Source organism: Enterobacter sp. K510, assembly GCF_055804875.1.
In genome coordinates this window covers 154006-175977 of the sequence record NZ_JBNRLQ010000007.1, presented here as the reverse complement: position 1 = coordinate 175977, position 21972 = coordinate 154006, and the positions used below count along the sequence as shown (strand labels likewise).

The window sequence follows — 21972 nt, the reverse complement described above, 5'->3', positions numbered from 1 at the left end:
TTTTTATTAGTGCATATCGTTGTCATACTGACGAAGCAGAATTGTTTCACCCACCTCGATAGCATCTATTATTGCCTGTTTACTTTCCGCGCACTGACCTTTTTCCAGCGAGGATAATAATTCATCGTAAGCGCCGTGACTGCGCATTAAACTTTCGGACGAAGGATAGAGATAATTAAAGCATGGGCCGAGGCGCACCCAGAGTTGCTCAATGATCGCCGTCAGCGTAGGCATTTGCGCATAATCATAAAGACAAAAACGGAACGTACGGTTGGCCTGTAAGGTCTGTTCAATATTGCCGCTGGCCAGCGCTTCCTGATAACTTGCCGCCAGCTGTTGCAGCTTTTTCATTTTATCGGCATCGAGATTAGCGCAGGCCACTTCCACCGCCATACCCTCGACTTTTTTGCGTATCGCGTTGATTTCCAGATACCTTTCCCGACGCACTTCCGGCACCAGAAACGCCTGTGCGGGGGTGGCATGCAGCGCGCCTGCGGAAACCAGCCGTAAAAACGCCTCTCTCACCGGCGTAATACTGGTACCCAGTTGATCGGCAATTTCTTTAGTGATGAGCCGCGCGCCAGGCTTTAATGCGCCAACAATAAGTGCGCTTTTCAGGCTTACTTCCACCTGCATAGTAAGGCTCATGCGTTGCGCTTTGACCAGATCAAGCATATTCCGTTCCTGTCCAATACTTAACAATCTCAAGCGGGCTAGTGTAATTAAATGCACGAAATCGTAGGGATATATTCTCTTTATGCATGCCTGGTATGGTTCGTCTCTGAAAGGTTAGTATAAATTTTGGTTATTCAGAGTTAATTAAAGACGCTAATGGAAATTTTGCCTGGAATTTGATGGCGGCATTGACCGCCATCAATGTTGTTATGACCGTTCGGCAACCTTAATCACCAGTTTGCCGAAGTTTTTCCCTTCCAGCAGACCGATAAATGCCTCGGGCGTATTTTCCAGCCCTTCAGTGATGTGTTCACGATAGTGGATTTTGCCCTCTTTCACCCAGGGGATCATCTCGTTGCGGAATTCGTCGAGGCGATGGCCGTAATCCTGATTGATGATGAAACCCTGCACGCGCAGACGTTTTTTCAGGATGGTGCCCATCAGCAGGGAGAGACGGTCCGGGCCGTCCGGCAGGTCGGTGGCATTATAGCCGCTGACCAGACCACACACCGGCACGCGCGCCGCGCTGTTCAGCAGTGGCAGAACGGCGTCGAAGACTTTGCCGCCGACGTTTTCATAATAGATGTCGATGCCGTCAGAACAGGCCTTTTTCAGCTGTTCGGCGAAATCGTCCGCCCGGTGATCGATACAGGCATCAAAGCCCAGTTTCTCCACCGCATAGCGGCATTTCTCTTCGCCGCCGGCAACGCCCACCACACGGCAGCCCTTGAGCTTACCAATTTGCCCGACGGTGGCGCCCACCGGCCCGGTGGCGGCGGCTACCACCAGAGTTTCACCTGATTTTGGCTGCCCGATATCCAGCAGGCCCATATAGGCGGTAAAGCCCGGCATTCCCAGAACACCCAGCGCCCAGGACGGATGTTCCGTTTCCTGAAGCTTCACCAGCCCGCTGCCGTCGGAAATCTCAAACTCCTGCCAGCCGCTGTAGCCCAGTACCAGATCGCCTTCGGCAAAGTCAGGGCTAAAGGATTTCACCACCTGGCTTACGGTACCGCCGCACATCACCTCATCAATCTGTACTGGCGGCGTGTAGGACGGCGCATCGCTCATACGGCCACGCATATAGGGATCGAGCGACAGGTAGAGCGTGCGCAGCAGCACCTGGCCTTCCCCCGGCGTGGCGATGTCATCTTCTTCCAGGCGGAAGTTTTCTTTTACCGGTGCGCCTTTCGGACGAGATGCCAGTACCCAGCGACGATTACGTTGTGAATTTTGACTCATACGGATTTCCTTTCGAAGTAAACCTTAAACAAGGGTAGAAGCTTAAAGCCAGGTTTGCTTTCACATTACGAGCCAGAATGGTTTAAGCGCACCACCAGATAGCGGCAGATCTCTGCGGAATCGTTGATAAATCGGCAGTCATTGGGCGGGCCGAGCTCCAGACAGTCACCGGCGTGCATGTGATGGCGGGTATCCCCTTCGACAAACGTCAGCTCGCCCTCCTGCAACCAGATCAGCTGACGCGCCAGCGCATAGGACGACGCGGGCATGGGAATGTCGCTGCCCGGCGGCAGCTCCACCTGCACCAGATCAAGAGGCAGATCGGTGCGCGGCGAAACATGGCGGCGCAGGTAATGGGTTTGCGGATCTCGCCACAGCGGTTGATCGGCAAAGCGCAGCAGTTTGCCCTCCTGCATTTCCGCCCGGGCGATGAGCGTCGACATGCTGATGCCGAAAGCGCCCGACAGCCGCGCCAGCAGCGTGGCGGTGGGGCTGCTCTCGCCCTTTTCAATCTTGTGGATCATCGCCCGCGACACGCCGGCACGGTTCGCCAGATCGCTTAACGACCAGCCGCGCGATTCGCGCTCAAGACGAATTCGCACACTGATCCGTTGATTTATGTTGTCTGTAATAGTATTCATATCGTAATACTATAGTGAACAACTGCAGAGGTTCAACCATGAATATTCGTTATGCGCATAAGGACGACTGCGCGGCTATCGCTGAAATTTTTAACCATGCGGTATTGCACACCGCCGCCATCTGGAACGACGCCACGGTGGATGTGGATAACCGTATCGCCTGGTTTGAAGCGCGCTCGCTGGCGGGTTATCCGGTGCTGATCAGCGAGGAAAACGGCATCGTGACCGGCTACGCTTCGTTCGGCGACTGGCGCGCCTTCGATGGTTTTCGTCACACGGTCGAGCATTCGGTCTATGTGCACCCGGCGCACCAGGGCAAAGGCATCGGCCAGGCACTGATGATCCGGCTCATCGAAGAAGCGAAGCGCATCGGCAAACATGTGATGGTGGCGGGCATTGAGTCGCAAAACCACGCCTCCATTCATCTGCATGAAAAGCTCGGCTTTACCATCACCGCGCAGATGCCGCAGGTGGGCACCAAATTTGGCCGCTGGCTGGATCTGACCTTTATGCAGCTCCAGCTGGATAACCGAAGCGAACCGGACGCGCTGCCATGAATCAGTCGCTGACGCTGGCGTTTCTGGTGGCGGCGGGCATTGGTCTGGTGGTGCAGAACACGCTGATGGTGCGCATTACCCAGAGTTCCTCAACCATTCTGATCGCCATGCTGCTGAACTCGCTGGTGGGCATTGTGCTGTTTGTCAGCATTCTGCTGATTAAAAATGGCTTCGCGGGATTCAGTGAACTGGCGGCGACGGTGCGCTGGTGGACGATTATTCCCGGCCTGCTGGGATCCTTTTTCGTTTTTGCCAGTATCAGCGGTTATCAGTATGTCGGGGCAGCCACGACTATTGCCGTGCTGGTCGCCAGTCAGTTGATTGGCGGGCTGGTGATGGACGTGCTGAAAAGTCAGGGGATCCCGCTGCGGGCGCTGATTGGCCCGGTGTGCGGCGCGGTGTTGCTGGTAGTCGGCGCCTGGCTCGTGGCCAGACGCCAGTTTTAGATCAGAGAATAACGCCGCCCTGGGTCAGGTGCTCGCGCCTGGCCTCCAGCTCTTCCTTGTTATGACGATCTTTATGCGCGATAGCATGGCGCAGGCGCTGCTGCTGCTGGTAACGTTCCTCCCGGCTCAGCTCCGCGTCATCGCTCAGGGCGATCAGCAACTCGTTCATGTGCGCGATGACGTTCTCGTCAATGGTGGCATCCACGCGCGCAATAACCTCATCCAGATGCGACATACCCTCTCCTTACGATCTAGTTAACTTTGGCTTTGGAAAAATCACTGCCCATCAGACTGACACTATACCCGCTGACGTTGCTGCGCGTGGCATAAAAGGTTTTGCCATTCGCCAGCGCGATCCACGGCGCCTGCTGATAGAACACCTCCTGCGCCTGTTCGTACAGACGCGCGCGTTCTTCCGGCACGCTGGTCAGCTTCGCTTTTTCAACCAGATCGTTATAGCCTTTATCGCACCAGCGGGCGGCGTTGGAGCCGGTTTTGATGCTGTTGCAGCCGAGCAGCACATCGGCAAAGTTATCCGGATCGCCGTTGTCAGACATCCAGCCAAAGAGCGCGCTGTCGTGCTCGCCTTTACGCATGCCGGAGAGATATTCGCCCCACTCATAAGAGACGATTTTTGCCTTCACGCCCACTTTTGCCCAGTCGCTCTGGATCATCTCAGCGATGCGTTTGGAGTTCGGGTTATAAGGACGTTGTACCGGCATTGACCACAGCGTCACTTCTGTACCCTCTGCCACCCCTGCCTGTTTCAGCAGCGCTTTGGCTTTTTCCGGATCGTACTGGTAATCCTTCAGATCTTTATTAAAGCCGAGCATATTTGGCGGCAGCGGCGATTTCGCCACCGTGCCGGAGCCGAGGAACACCGCGTCCACAATGGCTTTTTTATCGGTGGCGTAGTTCAGCGCCTGACGCACCAGCACGTTATCGAAGGGTTTTTTCTCCGTGTTAAATGCCAGATAACCGACGTTCAGCGCATCGACGGAATGCAGCGTTAAATCCTTATTCTTTTTGATCTCGTCAAACTGCACCGGAGCAGGCGCCGGAATGATCTGGCACTCATTGGTTTGCAGTTTCGCCAGACGAGTCTGTACGTTCGGCGTGATGGAGAAGATCAGGTGTTTGGTCGGCACTTCACCGTCCCAGTAATTCGGGTTGGCGACGTAACGGATCAATGAATCCACTTTATATTGTTGCAGCGCATAAGGGCCGGTACCGATGGGCCAGGTATCGACATATTCCGGCGTGCCCTTTTTCAGCATCGCATCGGCGTATTCGCTGGAGAGAATGGAGGCAAAATCCATGCCCCAGTCGGCAAGAAATGCCGCGTTAGGTTCGTTAAGAACAAACTGAACGTGATAATCATCCAGCTTTTTCACGTCTTTGATCAGCTTATCCAGACCGACGTCGTTAAAATATTCGTAATTGCCCTGGGAAACATTGTGATACGGATGGTCGGCATTTTTCTGGCGTAGTACCGAGAAAATCACATCGTCGGCATTAAAATCCCGCGTCGGTTTAAAATATTTATTGCTGTTAAATTTCACGCCCTGACGCAGGGTAAAGGTATAGGTTTTGCCGTCCGGGGAAATTTTCCACTCCGTCGCCAGCGACGGCACCGGGGTATTATTTTTGGGGTCGAAATTCACCAGCCGGTTATACAGCACCTGGGAGCTGGCTACGAAGGTCGGGCCAGAGCTGGCGATCTGCGGGTTAAAAGATTCCGGAGATGCTTCAGAGCAGTAAATCAGCGTGTCGTTAGATGCCGCCAGCGCGGCGCTTGCCGGTAAGAATGTGCTCAGCGCCAGCGCGAGCAGCGTTTTCCCTGTATTCATTGTTATGCCTTATGGATTTTTATGACAGACAGTGATCACAGCACAGCAATATAAAACTGGCAAATAACGAATCACTATCAGGTTATTCTAATGCCGCGTTTTTTGTTGAATATTCATCCACTGAACCGCTGAAAATTTGCGTTAAGTATTTTCGCAAAGGTCAAGCCCTGAAGACGCTCTCAATACGACGAGAATTCAACGCTTTTAGCCTCTCTTCTGTCGTTTGTTTACATGCCGGTTTGCGTAAAGTAGACGTGTGAAGAAGTCTATGGGATGAAAACGTGGCAAAAACTCTCTTGCGCAGCGGCGATCTGGATGATTTTCAGGCAGTTGGCGGCGGCGGTCAGGCCGTATTTGATTCGGCACTGCAAATTCGTGAAGCATTACGTCTGCGTAAACAGCAGGCGATGGTGGATTGTCTGGCAATCCCGCAGGTCAACGACGACGGCGATCGCGTTGACTGGTATTCGCCGATTGACGGACGCGCCATCTCGTGGAAAGCCGCTGATGAGGACGCGCGTTTTCGTGCTCTGCGCTATCTGGAAAGCACCCTCGACAGTGCCGCCGCGCTGAGCCGCAAAAGCCTGCAATCAAATAAAACCGCGCAACAGCTGTTTGGCTCGCTGCTGGAAAAAGCTTTGCAGTTTCCCGGCGTTAACCACGTTTTCCTGGTGGATGGCAAACCGGTTATCACCTTCTGGGGCTTTGTGAATCTGAACGAAAGCGCCCGTGACGACGTGCTGGCCTGTCTGCGCGAGCAGGCGCTGCCGGAACCGGTAATTTCGCTGGTTGAGCCACCCGAGCCGGAAGAAGAGCCCGCGCCGGTGGTTAATTTCAGCCAGGCGGACGAACCGCTGATCGCCCCGCCGCCCGTGGTGAAAACCGAAGAGGTTGCTGAAGCCGTTTATGAAAAACCCCAGCCTGCGGCCCCCGTTACCCCAACGCCTGCGCCGGAACCGGCTGCCGCGCCTGTGGCTAAAAAACGTTCCCCTGCGCTGTGGCTGCTGCCCGTCGCGGCACTGGTCGCCGTTGCCGTCGCCGCGCCCATGCTGCTGAAACAACAGGTTACCCCTGAAACGCCGCTGGCCAGCGCCGCCGCGCCCGTTACCCCGCCCGTGCCGGTGACGCCTGCGCCACAGCTCACCGCTTCCCTGCCGCTGCATCAGGCGGATGTCGTCGCCGTGAAAACCCCGGTTGTCGAAGAGAAGAAAAGCGAGCCTGCGGTGATCGCCGCCATCCCGAAAGACGTGATGGTGATGGATGCCATTCAGGTGAAAACCGGTAATACCCGCTTCCTGAATGGTAACTGGCGCGTAACGCCAGAGATCAAAGATCACGCCACCGGCAAAGCGCCGACCCTGCGCTACCAGATCCAGAACAACAAAGGCACGGCCCGTCTGGTCCAGGCTGGCAATATCACCTGCCGCGCCGATCTGTTCTCGGGTCTGCATCAGACCGGCGAACTGATGATCAAAAGCCGCAGCAATGCGCGTTGCAGCGATGGCTCCCGCTACCCGATGCCGGAAATCACCTGCACCGCGGGCAGCAATGATATTGCGCAATGTACCGCACGCTATGACGGCAACACCGTTGTGCCGGTAACCTTCAGAAAAACAGGTGCCTGATTTTATGCTGGTAAATCTTTGCGACTACAAACAGAGCGTGACGCTGATTGCCAACAGCGGCGTGCAGTTTCTTGATTTCGGGCTGACGCCGCTGGTGTCCACCCACAATGGCCGTTTCGTGCGTAAAACCGCCAACGGCCCGCTGCTGCGTCTGGATTACGATCTGGTGAACGAGCGCTTTACCCTGCCCGCCAGCAACGGCGGCCCGGCGGAAGTGGTCAAGCCGGAAAACACCATTGGCCTGCTGGCGTCTCTCGCCCTGCTCGATGGCGTCTGGCTGCCAATCCCGTTTCTGCGTTTCAACCCGCCGCGCACTTTTGTGGAAGGCCCGGACAACTGGGCGCGGGTGCAGATCCGCAAGCTCAGCGAGCCGGACAGCAACGGCCACACCCATCGCGTGACGCTCGCGCTCGACAGCCAGATCAACGATCTCTCCCCTGCCGCCCTTGCGCCCATTGAAAACGACATTCTCAACGGTACGCGTTTTTCACTGGCATGGCGTGATGATGAAGTGGCGGATTTCCTCGATCAGACGTGGATCGACGGCTGGCTGCGGGAAGTCTTTTTGCAGGCCATCCAGGATGAAAACCGCAGCGAGCGCGACGTGGCGCAGGCGCTGCGCGGCTTTGAATATCAGGCGCACTGGCTGAACCTGATGACGCTGCTGGGCGAACAGCTCAGCGTGCCGGAAGTGAAGATCGTTACCCATACGCTCAGCACCCCGGCGATCCCGGTGGATTTAATTCTCGACGTGGGCAACACCCACACCTGCGGTGTGATCATCGAAGATCATGGCGATGCCAACGATGGCCTGCGCCAGACAGCTGAACTCCAGGTGCGCTCGCTGAGCGAACCGCAATTTTTAAACGAGCCGCTGTTCACCAGTCGCCTTGAGTTTTCCGAAGCGCGCTTTGGCAAACAGCACTTCTCGGTGGAAAGCGGCCGTGAAGATGCCTTTATCTGGCCGTCCATCGTGCGCGTGGGTGACGAAGCCCGCAAACTGGCGACGGGTCGTCTGGGTACCGAAGGCAACAGCGGCATCTCCAGCCCGCGCCGTTACCTGTGGGATGAAACCCCGGTGTTGCAGGACTGGCGCTTCAGCCAGATGAACAGTAAATCCCAGCGCGAGCCGCTGGCGACCGCCTTCCCGCTGATGAATCTGATGAACGACGACGGTCAGCCGCTCTACACGCTGCCGCTGGACGAACGTCTGCCGGTCTTTTCGCCGCAGTACAGCCGAAGCACGCTGATGACCCATATGCTGTGCGAACTGCTGGCGCAGGCGTTAGGACAGATCAACAGCGTGGCGACGCGTCTGCGTCTGGGCTTCCCCGCATCGCCGCGTCAGCTGCGCACCATTATTCTTACCCTGCCGTCGGCGATGCCGAAACAGGAGCGCGAGATCTTCCGTCGCCGCATGTTCGAAGCCATCGCGCTGGTGTGGAAAGCGATGGGCTGGCACCCGCAGGACGATGATTTCGCCAGCCGCAAGCAGCAGGAAAAAAGCGTCGTGCCGGTACCCCGCATTCAGATGGAGTGGGACGAAGCCAGCTGTGGTCAGCTGGTGTGGCTGTATAACGAAGCCATTTCCCACTTTGCCGGACAAACGGAAACCTTTTTCGCCTCCCTCGCCCGCCCGGATCGCCCCACAGCGCCTGGCGAAGCGCCGGGACGCGCCTTGCGGGTGGCGTCCATTGATATCGGCGGCGGCACCACCGATATGGCGATCACCCACTATCAGCTGGATGACGGCACCGGCAGCAACGTCAAAATCACGCCGCAGTTATTGTTCCGCGAAGGCTTTAAAGTCGCGGGCGATGACATTCTGCTGGATGTGATCCAGCGCTGCGTGCTGCCCGCGCTGCAAACCCAGCTGCAAAAAGCCGGTATTACCGACGCCGCCGCGCTGATGGCGACGTTGTTCGGCGATTCCGGGCGCATTGATACCCAGGCGGTACTGCGCCAGCAAACCACCCTGCAACTCTTTATGCCGGTGGGTCATGCAATCCTGGCGGCCTGGGAATCCAGCGACGTCAACGATCCGCTGGCCGGTCTGCACGCCACCTTTGGCGAGCTGATCAAACAGCCGCCGACGCGCAACGTGCTTAACTATCTGAAACAGGCCATCGATCCGGCGCTGCCGCAGGGCGCGGCGGAATTCGATATTTTCGCCGTGCCGTTACAGGTCAATTTCAGCGAACTGCAAAGCGCGATGCTCGCCGGGCAGTTCACCCTGACCGCCCCGCTGCATGCGGTGTGCGAGGCCATCTCCCACTACTGCTGCGATGTACTGCTGATCACCGGGCGTCCGGGCTGTCTGCCGGGCGTGCAGGCGCTGATCCGTCATCTGCAACCGGTGCCGGTCAACCGTATGGTGTGGCTGGATAAATACCGCGTGCATGAGTGGTATCCGTTCAGCCAGCAGGGGCGCATCGGCAACCCGAAATCAACCGCCGCCGTGGGCGCCATGCTGTGCAGCCTGGCGCTGGATCTGCGTCTGCCGCGCTTTAACTTTAAAGCGGCGGACATCGGCGCGTATTCCACCGTGCGCTATCTCGGCGTGCTGGATAACACCGTTAATACGCTGCGCGACGAGAACGTCTGGTATCACGATATCGATCTGGACAAGCCCGGCGCGAAGCTCGACGCCAGACTGCATTTCCCGCTGCGCGGCAACGTCACGCTCGGCTTCCGTCAGCTGGCCAACGCCCGCTGGCCCGCGACGCCGCTGTATACGCTTAGCATTAATTCGCCGGAGCTGGCGAAAGCCATTGCCGGAGATGGCGTGCTGAATGTACGTCTGCAATTTACCGGCGGCAGCAAAGCCCAGGGGCCGGAAGCCTTCACCCTGAGCGACGCCTGGCTGACGGACGGCACCCCGGTGGATGCCGATGCGTTGACGTTTAAACTGAATACGCTGGCCGATCGCCGTCATAGCGGCAGCCACTACTGGATCGACAGCGGGAGTGTGTACCTGAAATGAAAGCGCCTTTAAAAATTTCCCAGGCCGTGATGTCCTGGGTGCATGACACCCGTGGCCATGCGCCACTGCTCGACGATGACGCCGACGCCCTGCTGGCGCGCCTTACCGCCGCCTCGGCCCAGGAATCCGTGCTGATGCAGGCGGCAGAGACCACCTGCACGGTGGCGCTGTACGGTCATTCCCAGCCATCGAAAGCCCATCTGCTCGCCGCCCTGTGCAACAGCGGCAATGGCCGGGTGAATGTTAAACCCGGCGACAAAACCCTCGACTATTTTACCCATATCAATCCGGGCCATGCGCTGACCGGTATGGCGCTGCGTTTCACACAGACCTGCGCGACCCCTGACGAGCGTTTCCCGCTGCAACTGGGCATTCTGAGCGAAGCAGAACTGGTGCAGGTATTTATCGCCCATGCGCAGCATCTGCCGGATCTGCGCACGGTGGATAGAAGCGTCATTGAAGATCGGCTGATCCGCTGGCGTGCCCTGCGCCAGCCGCAACAGGTGCCGGGGATCACTGCCGACGAGGTGGGCGCAATAGCCCGTTTCTGGCGCGCCACGGTCCCGGCTGCCCGCCAGCAGCTGGACGACAGATTATGGTATGAGTTTATTACGCTATTGCCGTCGCTGGATCTCAGCGCCCGCGCCAGCGCGTGGTCGCTGCTGTGGGGCGAGCATCAGGAGTTAACGCAACAGTGGCTGGCGCTGGCGCACATTCTGCATCAGACCGGGAACGCCCGCGCATTGGCCGCGCCGCTCAGCCTGTTGGTGGATAACTTCGCCCTGCCGACGGAAGGTTTTCTGAACCCGCAGCCGGAAGACGGCGACAGCCCCCACGGCGAAGTGGTGGTGCATCCCTGGTCGGAAGATCGGTTACAGAATGCCGTCAGCATTCCGCTTGCCACACTGGCGCTGCTGACCCGTGAACTGGTGCTGCCGGTGGAAAGTGGTGTGCTGGACGGCGTGGATATTGTCGATATTCCGGTACCTGCCCTGGGCGCGCAGCCGTCGCTGCAAAACAGTAAATGCCGCTGGCTGCCCGACCATTATCGTCAGCAGTTGCAGCCGGACGTGCTGATGATTTGTAACGCCACGCCGCAGCGCAGCGAAACCGCCACTACCGCGCGCACGCTGCTTAACTGGGTGAAGGAAACCCAGTCCGGCCAGGAGACAGCGTTGCCGGGGCTGGTGTGGGCGATCACTCCGCAGGACGCGCGTTTCACTACCGCGCAGAATTTGGATGAAACCGTGCAACAGCTGCTCGGCAAACCAGGGCAATACTGGGGCACGTTGCAGGCGCTGGATGCCAGCAGTCTGCAACGTCTGATCGAGTGGCTGTCGCAGGCCACGGCTACCTCACAGCGCACGGTGCGCCTGAAAGCGCTGCGCGATCGCCATCAGCAATTGCTGCGCGATCTGATGCAACACTGGACCGCGCCGCTGAAAGAGACGCCGGAAAGCCAGCGCGCCCGCGCTGAAGCGGCGATCCGCGAGTTACAGGGCCAGGCGAGCCGTCACGGTGAACTGCTGGAAGCTTTACTGCCGGAGATGAAGCATTTTGACGCGCTGTGGAAAGTGCAGCAGCCGCGTGAAGAAAAAGTCAGCGGGCTGTTTAACGACGCCATCGATCTCTTTGCTGATGTCGCCGCGCAGCCGGAAACCGTCACGGCGGCGAAAGACACCGGCCATCAGGCCCATGCGATGTGGATCAATCATCTGCGCCAGTGGAGCCGTAACGACGCCAGCGCCGAACGCTTAGGGCTAACCCCTGCCGCGCTGCGTCAGGTGGCGGACACACTGATCGTCACCAGCTATCGACTGGAACTGCCGCAAAGCTTACAGCAGATCATGCAGCGCGATACCGCCTGCGCCGCGCAGCTGCATGCCGCGATAGGTAATTTTATTGCCTGGCTTGGTTATGCGTCGCTGCCGGAAGATCAGCGTCCTGCCAGCCGGGTGCAGAAAGGCCAGGGAATTTTCAGCGCCAGCGCCCCCGCAGCCAGCGATGCCCGTCTGACGCGGCTGGGCGAGCAGCCGGTCCATGCCGCCACGCGCTATGTGTATGACTGGCTGGTCGCGCTGTACGCCCGCAGCAATGAAAACATCGGCTATCAGCATCCGCTTGATGTGCCGTTGGCGATGCGTAAGAAACTGATTAAGCTGGTGTGATGGTGATTGCCGGGATTTAACGCCGGGTGGCGCGTTGCTTACCCGGCCTACCGATCTGGCGTAGGCCCGGCAAGCAACGCGCCGCCGGGCACCGCATGCCCATAATTTCGGTGGACATACCCCGTAGGCCCGGCAAGCGTAGCGCCGCCGGGCACTGCCACCCCTCCACACCACATCCACATTTCGCTCCCCGCCGAAGCATCCGTCTTTCATCCCCATTACGCTGGCTGAAATTCAACGACGGAGAAAATCCATGATCGCAGTTCTTTTCGAGGCCGACGCCCTGCCGCACGCACAGGAACGGTATTTGCAGCTGGCGGCAGAGCTGAAACCCTTGCTGTCAGACGTGCCCGGTTTTATTTCTATCGAACGTTTCCAGAGCCTGAGCACGCCGGGAAAAATCCTTTCGCTTTCCTGGTGGGAAGATGAAGAGGCTGTGGCTGGCTGGAAGCACAATCTGCGCCATCTCGCCGCCCAGCAGGAAGGGAAAACCTCGATCTTTTCTTTTTACCGCATTCGCGTCGCCACCGTGTTCCGCGATTACTCTTCTGATAAGGAAGCAGCGACCCATGCATGATATTCACGTGATCCTCAACAATGCGCCCGGTGCGCTGGCATCGCTCGGTCGCGAGCTGGGCAAAAGCGGTGTCGGACTGGAAGGCGGCGGTGTCTTTTCCGTGGCGGACGTCAGCCACGCCCATTTTCTGGTGGAAGACGGTGAAAAAGCGCGCACGGTGCTGCTTGCCGCCGGTTTTGACGTCGTGAAGATCAGTTGGCCGGTGATCAGAAAACTGCCGCAAAAACGCCCCGGCGAGCTGGGAGAAATTGCAGATGCGCTGGCCCGCCACGGCATCAATATTCTGGTACAGTACAGCGACCACAGTAACCAGCTCATCCTCCTGACGGACGATGACGCGCGGGCTGCTGATCTTACCCGCCAATGGATGCCGCTGCATGAGTCTGCTGAACACTGAATACCAGGATGACCCGAATGAGGGACTGGAAAAATCCATGTCGCTGGTTGCCGCCGCCCTTGCCGATCCGTCGCGGGTCAGCATTTTATGCGCGCTGATGGATGGCCGCGCCTGGAATGCCACGGAACTCAGCGCCGTGGCAGGCATTGCCGCCTCCACGACCAGCGGGCATCTGACTCGTCTGCTCAATAACGGGCTGGTGATGTGTCTGACCCAGGGGCGGCACCGTTATTACAGCCTGGCCGGGCATCACATCGCTGGCCTGCTGGAAAATCTGATGGGCGTATCGATGCAGACACATGCTGCGCCGGTGACCCGCACGCCGCAGCATCTGCGTTATGCCCGCACCTGTTACGATCATCTGGCGGGTGAGCTGGCGGTTAAAATCTATGAATTTATGCAGCATGAGAAGTGGATCAGCACTGACGGCACGGCGCTGACCGCCATCGGCAAAGATCAGTTGCAGCGCCTCGGCACGGTGTTAAATCCTCATACGCGCCGCAAGCCCTGCTGCCCTTGTCTGGACTGGAGCGAGAGACGCTGTCATCTGGGCGGCGATGCGGGCGCGGCGCTGATGGCGTTATTATTGCAAAAAGCCTGGATCAGCCGCACGCCGGGATACCGCGAGGTAAGCGTGACGACCAGCGGGAAAGTCGCCATGAGCCGGTTGTTTGGGCTGGCGCTGGGGTGAGCCTTGTTGCCGGGTGGCGCTGCGCTTACCCGGCCTACAAAATATTATCGGTGGACGTATCACGTAGGCCCGGCAAGCGCAGCGCCGCCGGGCAAAAACTCACTGCCACCGGGCCTGCCACTCCCATAATCGGTTCCATGCGGTGTCGTTGAGGTTGCGATCCGCCGCCACGCTGGCACGATATGGCCGCGAGGTGGTCGCCGCCGCTCCCCAGGGTGATAACCGGTCATAGCTGGAATCTATCGTACTCCAGGCAATCAGCACCTGACCGTTCGCGGTATTACCCGGCAGATACCCGGTCTTGCCCGCGCCCTGATCCCATGCCCGTCCCAGCTTCGCTTTAAAGCTTCCCTGATAACCCGCATCACCGGTGAAACGGCTGTTCAGCACCAGAAATCCATATGGCTGATCCGGCAGGGTGTTTGGCGCAAGCACGTAAGCTTCCTGCGAGCGGCGCGTGGATACCGTGTGGAACTCCACGCCGTCAAACACCACGCTGGCGCGGCCAAATACGTAATCCACATCCCCTTCGATATAGCTGTCTTTCACCAGTACGCGGCTGATGCGGTCGGTCACCGCGAGATTTTCACGGTTACTGGTATTGAGATACACCGTGTCCTGGCGGCCAATCAGCCGCACGTTCTCCAGCTGCACGCGGTCGCCGTCGGTGCGCAGCGCCACGCCCTGATGGGTACCGCCATCTACAGTATCGAGCAGCGAATTCACCACGCTGAGCTGCGCCAGCTGAAAATCATTACTTTGCGACCAGACCACAGCCGCGCAGTTGGTGCCAATCAGCGCGCTGGTTTTACCGGCACATTGCGCATAGAGATACCAGGCGGGATCACCCTTGCGGAACTGCTGCGCAGGATTGACTGTCTGGCGATAGCGGGCGGGAGAAAACTGTGAATCGAGCGCCAGTTCAAGGCGCACATCCTGGGGCTGCTCACCTGTGCCGAACAGGGTGATTGGCGGCGCGTCGGCGGGAATATACACCGCGCCCTGATAAACGCCAGGCTGCACGCTGATATAGATGCGCGAGCGATCGGTGGCATTACGAATGGCGGCGTTAATCGCCTGTTGCACCGTCAGCCAGGCTTCATGTGGCCCGACGCGCCACGGGGTGGAAATAGCCGTGAGATGGATGGCTTCCGGTTGCCACGGGCCGTCCGGGGCGGCAAGCAGACCGCCGCGGGCAAAATAATTTTCCGGCGTATAGGGAGCCGCTTCCTGCGCAGTCAATATACCGCGCGTTTGCGTTCCCGGTACTTTTCCGCCGCCGTTGGCACAGCCATGCAACACCAGCGGCATACATAATGCTGCTGACAGACCAAAACCGCGTTTCGCCATCATCTCGCCTCGTCATTTTAAGAAATGGAGGATTGATATTAATGGAACGCTGTTTTGATTAACGACCCAGGGATCACGCTTTTGCGTCAGCCCGTTGAATCAATTAGAAAAGTGAGATCAACAGCGCGACCGGAAAACTCATCGGCCAGGTGGAACCGACCAGAAAAGCGCTGAGGAAGCGAATACGCTTGCGATCTTTCGACAAAAACCAGGTGATCAGTGCGCTGATGGCGGCCATGACAGCGTAGAAAGCCAGCATTTTTTGATATAGCGTCATTGTTGTGATCGATTCCAGAGACAAAACCGCCGCAATATGCATCGTTTATTGATATTAATCAAGTTTTGTTACAACAAAAGGAAGGGGTAAATTGATTAAGACACTAAATGCGCTTTACGACAGTACTTCATCCCGCACCCTGGCGGCCTGGGCGCAGGATCCCGGCACGGGTGCGACACGCAGCAAGCCGCGTTATGCGAAAGATAAATACGCGCTGGCGACGGGCATCACCCCGCCGTTATCGCCTGCCATCGCCACCCTGTTACAGGAGTTGCATAGGCTGGCGGCAGGGGATCCGCTGGCGGATGTCATGCCTGTCGGGGCGCTGCACTTTACCTTTTTAGCCGTTACCGATGCGCTTTATGACAGGCCGCAGCCGCCGCAGGAACTCGCCAGCCTGAAGGCGGCATTTATGGATATAGCGCCGCAGACCGTGACCATCAGCGATCTGCGGCTGGTCGCCCTTCCCGATCAACTCCTGCTTGCCGGCACGCCGGATGCCGTCAGTCTGGCGCGGCGGCAACATTTTGCCGATGCCCTGCTCGCCAGCCCCTGGAAAGCAGCGTTAATGCAGCGTTACGGCAACACGCCGCTGCCGCCCCCTTTCTGGCACAGCACGCTGGTGCGTTATGAGGCGGCCCGTCTGCCGGTGCGCTTTCGTGAGTTTTTTGAGAAGGAGCGCGCCTCACGTTTTGGTGCCGTGAGCGCACCGCTGATGCTGGCGCTGGTCAATTACAACTGGAGTGAAAAGAGGATCCTTGCTACCGGGGATTCAGAATAGCGAGAGCAGTAACGCCATCGGAAAGCTCATCGGCCACGTCAGCCCGACCAGCACGGCGGCGAGCAGGCGAACCCAGACTTTGTCTTTGGTGAGAAACCAGGTGATGACGCCGCTCACTATCGCCATCACCCCATAAAAAATCAGTAGCTTCAGATACAGTGTCATGGTGACAGACGCTCCCTGCGGAAAGGCAGCAGGTATTATCAACCGAACCCGCTGCCTTAAAGGCGACGCCTGTCACAGGGATGTTAATGTTTTATCATCACATGCCGTACGACGGTGTAGTCTTCCAGCCCATAAACCGACATATCTTTGCCGTAGCCGGACATTTTCTGCCCGCCGTGCGGCATTTCGCTGACCAGCATAAAGTGCGTATTCACCCAGGTGCAGCCGTATTGCAGGCGAGCGCTCAGGCGGTGCGCCCGGCCCACGTCTTGAGTCCATACCGATGACGCCAGCCCGTACTGCGAATCGTTGGCCCATGCCAGTACCTGATCTTCATCGTCGAATTCTGTCATGCTGACCACCGGACCGAAGACTTCGCGCTGGACGATGGCGTCCTCCTGCTTCGCCCCGGCCAGCAGCGTCGGCTGGTAATAGTAGCCCGCGCCCTCGCGCTTCGCCCCGCCGGTGATCACTTTGATATGCGGCAGCGCTTTGGCTTCTTCGACCGCCGCCGCCACGCGCGCCAGGTGTGCTTCGGAACTTAATGGCCCCAGTTCGGTGGAGCCGTCCTCCGGCGCGCCCATTTTCAGACTGGCAATGGCCGCACCGAGTTTTTCCACCAGCGCCGGATAAATGCCCTTTTGCGCATAGATACGACAGGCGGCGGTGCAGTCCTGTCCGGCATTGTAATAGCCGAAAGTGCGCACGCCTTCGACCACCGCGTCCAGATCCGCATCGTCAAAGACGATCACCGGCGCTTTGCCCCCCAGTTCCATATGGGTGCGTTTCACCGAGGAGGCGGTATGGGCAATAATATGCTCGCCGGTGGCAATAGAGCCGGTGAGCGACACCATACGCACTTTTTCATGACCGGTCAGCGGATCGCCAACGGTTTTGCCGCGCCCGAACAGCACGTTCAGCACGCCTGCCGGGAAAATGTCTTTTGCCAGTTCCGCCAGCTTCAGCGCGGTCAGCGGCGTGATCTCCGAAGGTTTGATCACCACACAGTTGCCCGCCGCCAGTGCCGGTGCGAGTTTCCAGGCCGCCATCATCAGCGGATAGTTCCAGGGGGCAATGGACGCCACCACGCCCACCGGATCGCGGCGGATCATTGAAGTGTGACCTTCCAGATATTCCCCCGCCGCCAGACCATTAAGCGTGCGCGCCGCCCCGGCAAAGAAGCGGAATACGTCCACCACGGCCGGGATCTCATCGTTTAACGCGCAGTGCAGCGGTTTGCCGCAGTTCAGCGATTCGAGTTTTGCCAGCGCGTCGGCATTATCTTCTATCACCTGCGCCAGTTTCAGCAGCGCTTCGGCACGCACTTTCGGCGTGGTCTGCCCCCATTCGCTAAAGGCGCGATCGGCGGCGCGCACGGCGGCGTCGACCTGGGCTGCGGACGCTTCGGCGATCTCCAGCAACACCTCCCCGGTGGCCGGGTTATACACTGCCTGGGTTTCGCCTTCGCCGTTGATCAGCTCGCCATTAATTAACAGTTGATGTTGCATAATATGGTCCTTTCTCTGTGGTCAATTATTTCCCGGTGTCGTCCTCGCGGGTCAGCCACCAGGCACCGAGGATCGGCAGCATAGTTACCAGCATCACCAGCAGCGCCACCACGTTAGTCACCGGCACGTCGCGCGGTCGGCCTAACTGGTTGAGCAGCCACAGGGGCAGCGTACGTTCATGCCCGGCGGTGAAAGTGGTGACGATAATTTCGTCAAACGACAGCGCGAACGCCAGCATGCCCCCCGCCAGCAGCGCCGAACCTAAGTTCGGCAGCACCACATAGCGGAAGGTCTGCCAGCCGGTCGCGCCCAAATCCATCGACGCTTCCACCAGGCTCCATGAGGTGCGGCGAAAGCGCGCAATCACGTTGTTAAACACCACCACCACGCAAAAGGTCGCATGGCCGATGACGATGGTTAAAAAACCCGGCTCCAGATCGACGGTTTTAAAGGCCGTCAGCAGCGCCAGTCCGGTGATAATCCCCGGCAATGCAATGGGCAGCAGCAACAGTAAAGAGATGGCGTTTTTGCCAAAAAACGTGCTGCGCCATAACGCTGCTGCAGCAAGCGTGCCAAGTACCAGGGCAATCGCCGTCGACAGCGCGGCGATTTTAAGTGACAACGTCACGGATTCGAGAATATCGCCCCGCGTGGCGGCCACGCTGAACCAGCGCAGCGTCAGCCCCTGCGGGGGAAAACTGAAGGCGGCGTCTTCGGTGTTAAACGCATAGATGGCGATGATGGCGAGAGGGAAATGCAGGAAGATCACCCCGCCCCAGGCCGCGACTTTGAGCAAAAAGGGGGCGCGATCAGAGTGCATCGAAAGCTCCCAGGCGTTTCACGAACGCCAGATAAAGGGCAATCAGTACAATGGGCACCAGCGTAAAGGCCGCCGCCATCGGCATATTGCCAATCGCCCCCTGCTGGGAATAGACCATGTTGCCGATGAAATACCCTGGCGGGCCAATCAGTTGCGGTACGATAAAGTCCCCCAGCGTCAGCGAGAAGGTGAAAATGGAACCGGCGGCAATGCCAGGAATGGCCAGCGGCAGCACCACATAACGGAACGTCTGCGCCGGACGCGCGCCCAGATCCGCCGACGCCTGCAACAGCGAGGCGGGTAAGCGCTCCAGCGCCGCCTGCACCGGCAGGATCATGAATGGCAGCCAGATATAGAGAAACACCAGAAAGCGCCCGAGCCCGGAGGTGGAAAGCGTGCTACCCCCCACGGCGGGCAGCGTCAGAATTGCCGCCAGCAGCGGTTGCAGCCCCAGATGGCTTAAAAACCACTGTGCCACCCCGTCTTTCGCCAGCAGCAGCGTCCAGGCGTAGGCTTTGACGATGTAACTCGCCCACATCGGCAACATCACGGCGATATAGAAAAACGCTTTCATTTTGCCGGTGGTATAACGCGCCATAAACCACGCCATCGGGAAGGCAAGAATGGCGCTGGCAACGGTGACCGCCAGCGCCATGGTGAGCGTGCGCAGAATGATGTCGTAGTTGGCGGGATTAAACAGCGCCCGCAGGTTCGCCAGCGTCAGATCCGGCGTCACCGACATGGTGAAATCGTCGAAAGTGTAAAACCCCTGCCAGAGCAGCGTGAGCAGCGATCCGAAATAGACCACGCCGAACCACATCAGCGGCGGCACCAGCAGCAGGAAAAGCCCGAGGCCGGGCCTGCGCCAGAAAAAGCCCGACAGCCGCCCCGTTCGCGGCGGCGCAGAAAGACGGGAGAGGTTTATCGCCATTCAGCCCGCCCCCTGCAGTGGCACCATCGCCGCCCGCGCCCAGCAGGCCTGCACCCTCTGGCCCGGCTGTAACAGTTCGGGCAACTGCGCGTCGGAGAGATTCGCCTGGCTGACCAGTAATTTTTCCCCGCCCGGCAAGCGCAGCTCAAAGCGCGTCGCCGCCCCCTGATACTGCACCGCCTGCACGATGCCCTGCACCTGGATCTCGCCGGACTCGTTCAGCCGGATATGCTCCGGACGCAGGGAGTACATCCCCGTCATACCGCACAGCTGACGGGCGGTGTCGGCGGTAAAAACGTTGGCGGTGCCGACAAAACCGGCGACAAAGGGCGTGCGCGGTCGCAGATAGAGCTCGCGCGGGCTGTCGATTTGCTCGATGCGGCCATTGTTGAACACCGCCACCCGGTCAGACATCGACAGCGCTTCGCCCTGATCGTGAGTCACAAAAATAAAGGTGATGCCCAGATCCTGTTGCAGCTTTTTCAGTTCGAACTGCATCTGCTCACGCAGTTTGAGATCGAGCGCGCCGAGGGGTTCATCCAGCAGCAATACCCGCGGTTCGTTGACCAGCGCGCGGGCGATTGCCACCCGCTGCCGCTGGCCGCCGGAAAGCTGCGACGGTTTACGGGTGTGCACAAATCCCAGCGCCACCTTTTCCAGCGCCTCGCGGGCGCGGGCATGGCGCTGTTTTTTGTCGACGCCTTTCACCATCAGGCCGTAGGCGACGTTGTCGAGGATCGACATATGCGGGAAGAGCGCGTAATCCTGAAACACGGTATTGACGTCGCGCTGCCAGGGCGGCAGCGTGCTGGCATCCTGCCCGAAAATACGTATCGCCCCGCCGGACAGTTGTTCAAACCCGGCGATCAGCCGCAGGCAGGTGGTTTTGCCGGAGCCGGACGGCCCCAGCATGGAGAAAAACTCCCCGTCCTGCACCTCAAGGCTGACACCATCCACCGCCCGCACATCCCCATACAGGCGCGAGACATTCTGAAACTCTACGGCCCAGGCCATGCTTAACGTCCACCCATAATGGCGATGTAATCCTGCGTCCAGCGGCTGTACGGCACATATTTACCGCCGTCCGCCACCGGCGTTTTCCAGAAGGCGATTTTGTCAAAGAAGCTGTAGCCGTTGGTGTCGCAGCCTTTCTCGCCCAGCAGCGTGCTGGCCTTGCAGCCTTCCGGCACCACCGGCAGCGAGCCAAACCAGGCCGCCACATCGCCCTGCACTTTTGGCGTCAGCGACCAGTTCATCCACTTATAGGCGCAGTTCGGGTGTTTGGCGTCGGCGTGCAGCATAGTGGTGTCCGCCCAGCCGGTGACGCCCTCTTTCGGAAAGACGGTGGCGATGGGCTGATTTTCGCCTTTCAGCGCGTTTGCCTGATACGGCCAGGCGCTGGAGGCCACCACGCCTTCGTTTTTGAAGTCGCTCATCTGCACAGTGGTGTCATGCCAGTAGCGATGGATCAACTGATGCTGGTCGCGCAGTACCTTCAGTACGGCGTCGTACTGCTGTTGGGTGAGCTGGTAGGGATCCTCAATGCCGAGTTCCGGCTGGGTGGCTTTCACATAGAGCGCGGCATCGGCGATATAAATCGGCCCGTCATAGGCCTGTACGCGCCCCTGATTGCTTTTACCGTCCGGCAGTTGCTGTTTGATAAACAGCACCGCCCAGCTGTCCGGCGGCGTGGGGAACGTGGTGGTGTTGTACATCAGCAGGTTCGGCCCCCACTGATACGGCGTGCCGTAGACTTTACCATTGACGTTAAACCAGTCGCCCTTCTCCATACGCGGATCGACGTTTTTCCAGTTCTCTATCAGCGCGGTATTGATCGGCTGGACGCGTTTTCCCATGATCAGCCGCAGGGAGGCGTCGCCGGAGGCGGTAACCAGGTCGTAGCCGCCCTTCGCCATCAGGCTGACCATTTCATCGGAGGTGGCGGCGGTTTTGACGTTAACGGCGCAGCCGGTCTCTTTTTCAAAGGCCGTCACCCAGTCGTAGTCCTTATCGGTTTGCCCGCGCTCGATATAACCGGGCCAGGCGATAATATCGAGCCGCCCTTCGCCATCGCCGATTTTTGTGGGCGGTTCGGCGGCGTGGGCGCAGGCAAGGGTCATGCCCAGCGAACACAGACAGCTGCGCGCAAATGTTTTGCTCATACGGATGTACTCCTGTCGCAATAAGAGGTGCGGCAGCCGTGCCGTTAAAAAGTCTCCCTTCATAAAGGTAGACAGCGGCACGATCCGTATAAAAGAAATTTGCTCAGGTTGTGACCGGCGTTAAAT

The 21972-nt window shown here is 58.6% G+C and carries 22 protein-coding genes; 9 read left to right on the top strand and 13 right to left on the bottom strand.

The genetic code is table 11. The features are described 5' to 3' along the window. Window positions 1–6 precede the first annotated feature (6 nt). The 3 genes from ACQUTD_RS14040 to ACQUTD_RS14030 form a co-directional block, all read right to left on the bottom strand. On the bottom strand, window positions 7–675 hold the full coding sequence (locus ACQUTD_RS14040; protein ID WP_473275805.1) for a GntR family transcriptional regulator: 669 nt from the start codon (window positions 673–675) through the stop codon (window positions 7–9). A gap of 207 nt (window positions 676–882) precedes the next feature. Further along, window positions 883–1917 carry a zinc-binding dehydrogenase gene (locus ACQUTD_RS14035; protein WP_473275808.1) on the bottom strand — a complete coding sequence of 345 codons (1035 nt, stop codon included), beginning with the start codon at window positions 1915–1917 and terminating at the stop codon, window positions 883–885. 65 nt (window positions 1918–1982) lie between these two features. After that, window positions 1983–2558 carry a helix-turn-helix domain-containing protein gene (locus ACQUTD_RS14030; RefSeq protein ID WP_473275811.1) on the bottom strand — a complete coding sequence of 192 codons (576 nt, stop codon included), beginning with the start codon at window positions 2556–2558 and terminating at the stop codon, window positions 1983–1985. A 38-nt stretch (window positions 2559–2596) separates the two neighbouring features. On the opposite strand from ACQUTD_RS14030, the gene ACQUTD_RS14025 reads away from it, so the two are divergent. Next, window positions 2597–3115: a GNAT family N-acetyltransferase gene (locus ACQUTD_RS14025; protein ID WP_318362935.1), complete on the top strand. Its 519-nt coding sequence runs from the start codon at window positions 2597–2599 to the stop codon at window positions 3113–3115. Next, complete coding sequence (locus ACQUTD_RS14020) at window positions 3112–3561, top strand: DMT family transporter (RefSeq protein ID WP_072568510.1); 450 nt, start codon at window positions 3112–3114, stop codon at window positions 3559–3561. Before ACQUTD_RS14025 ends, ACQUTD_RS14020 begins: the two co-directional genes overlap by 4 nt. 1 nt (window position 3562) lies before the next feature. On the opposite strand, the gene ACQUTD_RS14015 is transcribed toward ACQUTD_RS14020, so the two are convergent. Then, window positions 3563–3796: a DUF2526 family protein gene (locus tag ACQUTD_RS14015; RefSeq protein WP_072568511.1), complete on the bottom strand. Its 234-nt coding sequence runs from the start codon at window positions 3794–3796 to the stop codon at window positions 3563–3565. Window positions 3797–3812: 16 nt separating this feature from the next. After that, window positions 3813–5411: an ABC transporter substrate-binding protein gene (locus tag ACQUTD_RS14010; protein ID WP_321987491.1), complete on the bottom strand. Its 1599-nt coding sequence runs from the start codon at window positions 5409–5411 to the stop codon at window positions 3813–3815. A gap of 281 nt (window positions 5412–5692) precedes the next feature. On the opposite strand from ACQUTD_RS14010, the gene ACQUTD_RS14005 reads away from it, so the two are divergent. From ACQUTD_RS14005 to ACQUTD_RS13980, 6 genes are all read left to right on the top strand, one after another. Next, window positions 5693–7036, top strand: coding sequence for an SrfA family protein (locus tag ACQUTD_RS14005; RefSeq protein WP_473275818.1), 1344 nt, complete (start codon window positions 5693–5695; stop codon window positions 7034–7036). A 4-nt stretch (window positions 7037–7040) separates the two neighbouring features. After that, window positions 7041–10019: a virulence factor SrfB gene (locus ACQUTD_RS14000; protein ID WP_473275821.1), complete on the top strand. Its 2979-nt coding sequence runs from the start codon at window positions 7041–7043 to the stop codon at window positions 10017–10019. Then, window positions 10016–12187: a virulence factor SrfC family protein gene (locus ACQUTD_RS13995; protein WP_473275824.1), complete on the top strand. Its 2172-nt coding sequence runs from the start codon at window positions 10016–10018 to the stop codon at window positions 12185–12187. The genes ACQUTD_RS14000 and ACQUTD_RS13995 overlap by 4 nt, the downstream gene beginning before the upstream one ends. A 253-nt stretch (window positions 12188–12440) precedes the next feature. Continuing rightward, window positions 12441–12764, top strand: coding sequence for an antibiotic biosynthesis monooxygenase family protein (locus tag ACQUTD_RS13990; protein ID WP_318362929.1), 324 nt, complete (start codon window positions 12441–12443; stop codon window positions 12762–12764). Then, window positions 12757–13161 carry an amino acid-binding protein gene (locus tag ACQUTD_RS13985; protein WP_473275827.1) on the top strand — a complete coding sequence of 135 codons (405 nt, stop codon included), beginning with the start codon at window positions 12757–12759 and terminating at the stop codon, window positions 13159–13161. The genes ACQUTD_RS13990 and ACQUTD_RS13985 overlap by 8 nt, the downstream gene beginning before the upstream one ends. Next, window positions 13142–13852, top strand: coding sequence for a metalloregulator ArsR/SmtB family transcription factor (locus ACQUTD_RS13980; protein ID WP_473275830.1), 711 nt, complete (start codon window positions 13142–13144; stop codon window positions 13850–13852). The genes ACQUTD_RS13985 and ACQUTD_RS13980 overlap by 20 nt, the downstream gene beginning before the upstream one ends. 99 nt (window positions 13853–13951) lie before the next feature. Here ACQUTD_RS13980 and ACQUTD_RS13975 read toward each other — a convergent pair whose 3' ends face one another. Beyond that, window positions 13952–15205: a putative acyl-CoA thioester hydrolase gene (locus ACQUTD_RS13975; protein WP_473275832.1), complete on the bottom strand. Its 1254-nt coding sequence runs from the start codon at window positions 15203–15205 to the stop codon at window positions 13952–13954. Window positions 15206–15305: 100 nt separating this feature from the next. Continuing rightward, window positions 15306–15479, bottom strand: a complete 174-nt coding sequence (locus tag ACQUTD_RS13970; RefSeq protein ID WP_072568518.1) for a GhoT/OrtT family toxin — start codon at window positions 15477–15479, stop codon at window positions 15306–15308. A gap of 91 nt (window positions 15480–15570) precedes the next feature. Between ACQUTD_RS13970 and ACQUTD_RS13965 the strand changes: the two genes are divergently transcribed. Next, window positions 15571–16260 carry a hypothetical protein gene (locus ACQUTD_RS13965; RefSeq protein WP_473275836.1) on the top strand — a complete coding sequence of 230 codons (690 nt, stop codon included), beginning with the start codon at window positions 15571–15573 and terminating at the stop codon, window positions 16258–16260. On the opposite strand, the gene ACQUTD_RS13960 is transcribed toward ACQUTD_RS13965, so the two are convergent. The 6 genes from ACQUTD_RS13960 to ydcS form a co-directional block, all read right to left on the bottom strand. Then, window positions 16252–16425 (bottom strand): GhoT/OrtT family toxin, encoded by a 174-nt coding sequence (locus ACQUTD_RS13960; protein ID WP_473275839.1) that lies wholly within the window; start codon window positions 16423–16425, stop codon window positions 16252–16254. The two genes, ACQUTD_RS13965 and ACQUTD_RS13960, sit on opposite strands and share 9 nt — an antisense overlap. A gap of 83 nt (window positions 16426–16508) precedes the next feature. After that, window positions 16509–17933, bottom strand: coding sequence for an aminobutyraldehyde dehydrogenase (gene patD, locus ACQUTD_RS13955; protein ID WP_473275840.1), 1425 nt, complete (start codon window positions 17931–17933; stop codon window positions 16509–16511). Between the two features lie 25 nt (window positions 17934–17958). Then, complete coding sequence (locus ACQUTD_RS13950) at window positions 17959–18753, bottom strand: ABC transporter permease (protein ID WP_318362922.1); 795 nt, start codon at window positions 18751–18753, stop codon at window positions 17959–17961. Further along, window positions 18743–19684: an ABC transporter permease subunit gene (locus tag ACQUTD_RS13945; RefSeq protein WP_473275843.1), complete on the bottom strand. Its 942-nt coding sequence runs from the start codon at window positions 19682–19684 to the stop codon at window positions 18743–18745. Before ACQUTD_RS13945 ends, ACQUTD_RS13950 begins: the two co-directional genes overlap by 11 nt. After that, window positions 19685–20698, bottom strand: a complete 1014-nt coding sequence (locus ACQUTD_RS13940; RefSeq protein ID WP_473275845.1) for an ATP-binding cassette domain-containing protein — start codon at window positions 20696–20698, stop codon at window positions 19685–19687. A gap of 2 nt (window positions 20699–20700) precedes the next feature. Beyond that, window positions 20701–21846, bottom strand: coding sequence for a putative ABC transporter substrate-binding protein YdcS (gene ydcS, locus ACQUTD_RS13935; RefSeq protein ID WP_072568523.1), 1146 nt, complete (start codon window positions 21844–21846; stop codon window positions 20701–20703). Window positions 21847–21972: the final 126 nt, after the last annotated feature.

What these genes read in the sequence shown, in the direction of transcription:
- ACQUTD_RS13980 (WP_473275830.1), top strand. Translation starts at nt 13,142, where the DNA reads ATGAGTCTGCTGAACACTGAATACCAGGATGACCCGAATGAGGGACTG.
- ACQUTD_RS14015 (WP_072568511.1), bottom strand. Translation starts at nt 3,796, where the DNA reads ATGTCGCATCTGGATGAGGTTATTGCGCGCGTGGATGCCACCATTGAC.
- ACQUTD_RS13945 (WP_473275843.1), bottom strand. Translation starts at nt 19,684, where the DNA reads ATGGCGATAAACCTCTCCCGTCTTTCTGCGCCGCCGCGAACGGGGCGG.
- ACQUTD_RS13960 (WP_473275839.1), bottom strand. Translation starts at nt 16,425, where the DNA reads ATGACACTGTATCTGAAGCTACTGATTTTTTATGGGGTGATGGCGATA.
- ACQUTD_RS13995 (WP_473275824.1), top strand. Translation starts at nt 10,016, where the DNA reads ATGAAAGCGCCTTTAAAAATTTCCCAGGCCGTGATGTCCTGGGTGCAT.
- ACQUTD_RS14035 (WP_473275808.1), bottom strand. Translation starts at nt 1,917, where the DNA reads ATGAGTCAAAATTCACAACGTAATCGTCGCTGGGTACTGGCATCTCGT.
- ACQUTD_RS13990 (WP_318362929.1), top strand. Translation starts at nt 12,441, where the DNA reads ATGATCGCAGTTCTTTTCGAGGCCGACGCCCTGCCGCACGCACAGGAA.
- ACQUTD_RS14040 (WP_473275805.1), bottom strand. Translation starts at nt 675, where the DNA reads ATGCTTGATCTGGTCAAAGCGCAACGCATGAGCCTTACTATGCAGGTG.
- ACQUTD_RS14000 (WP_473275821.1), top strand. Translation starts at nt 7,041, where the DNA reads ATGCTGGTAAATCTTTGCGACTACAAACAGAGCGTGACGCTGATTGCC.
- ACQUTD_RS14010 (WP_321987491.1), bottom strand. Translation starts at nt 5,411, where the DNA reads ATGAATACAGGGAAAACGCTGCTCGCGCTGGCGCTGAGCACATTCTTA.
- ACQUTD_RS13950 (WP_318362922.1), bottom strand. Translation starts at nt 18,753, where the DNA reads ATGCACTCTGATCGCGCCCCCTTTTTGCTCAAAGTCGCGGCCTGGGGC.
- ACQUTD_RS14030 (WP_473275811.1), bottom strand. Translation starts at nt 2,558, where the DNA reads ATGAATACTATTACAGACAACATAAATCAACGGATCAGTGTGCGAATT.
- ACQUTD_RS13970 (WP_072568518.1), bottom strand. Translation starts at nt 15,479, where the DNA reads ATGACGCTATATCAAAAAATGCTGGCTTTCTACGCTGTCATGGCCGCC.
- ACQUTD_RS13940 (WP_473275845.1), bottom strand. Translation starts at nt 20,698, where the DNA reads ATGGCCTGGGCCGTAGAGTTTCAGAATGTCTCGCGCCTGTATGGGGAT.
- ACQUTD_RS14025 (WP_318362935.1), top strand. Translation starts at nt 2,597, where the DNA reads ATGAATATTCGTTATGCGCATAAGGACGACTGCGCGGCTATCGCTGAA.
- patD (WP_473275840.1), bottom strand. Translation starts at nt 17,933, where the DNA reads ATGCAACATCAACTGTTAATTAATGGCGAGCTGATCAACGGCGAAGGC.
- ACQUTD_RS13975 (WP_473275832.1), bottom strand. Translation starts at nt 15,205, where the DNA reads ATGATGGCGAAACGCGGTTTTGGTCTGTCAGCAGCATTATGTATGCCG.
- ydcS (WP_072568523.1), bottom strand. Translation starts at nt 21,846, where the DNA reads ATGAGCAAAACATTTGCGCGCAGCTGTCTGTGTTCGCTGGGCATGACC.
- ACQUTD_RS14020 (WP_072568510.1), top strand. Translation starts at nt 3,112, where the DNA reads ATGAATCAGTCGCTGACGCTGGCGTTTCTGGTGGCGGCGGGCATTGGT.
- ACQUTD_RS13985 (WP_473275827.1), top strand. Translation starts at nt 12,757, where the DNA reads ATGCATGATATTCACGTGATCCTCAACAATGCGCCCGGTGCGCTGGCA.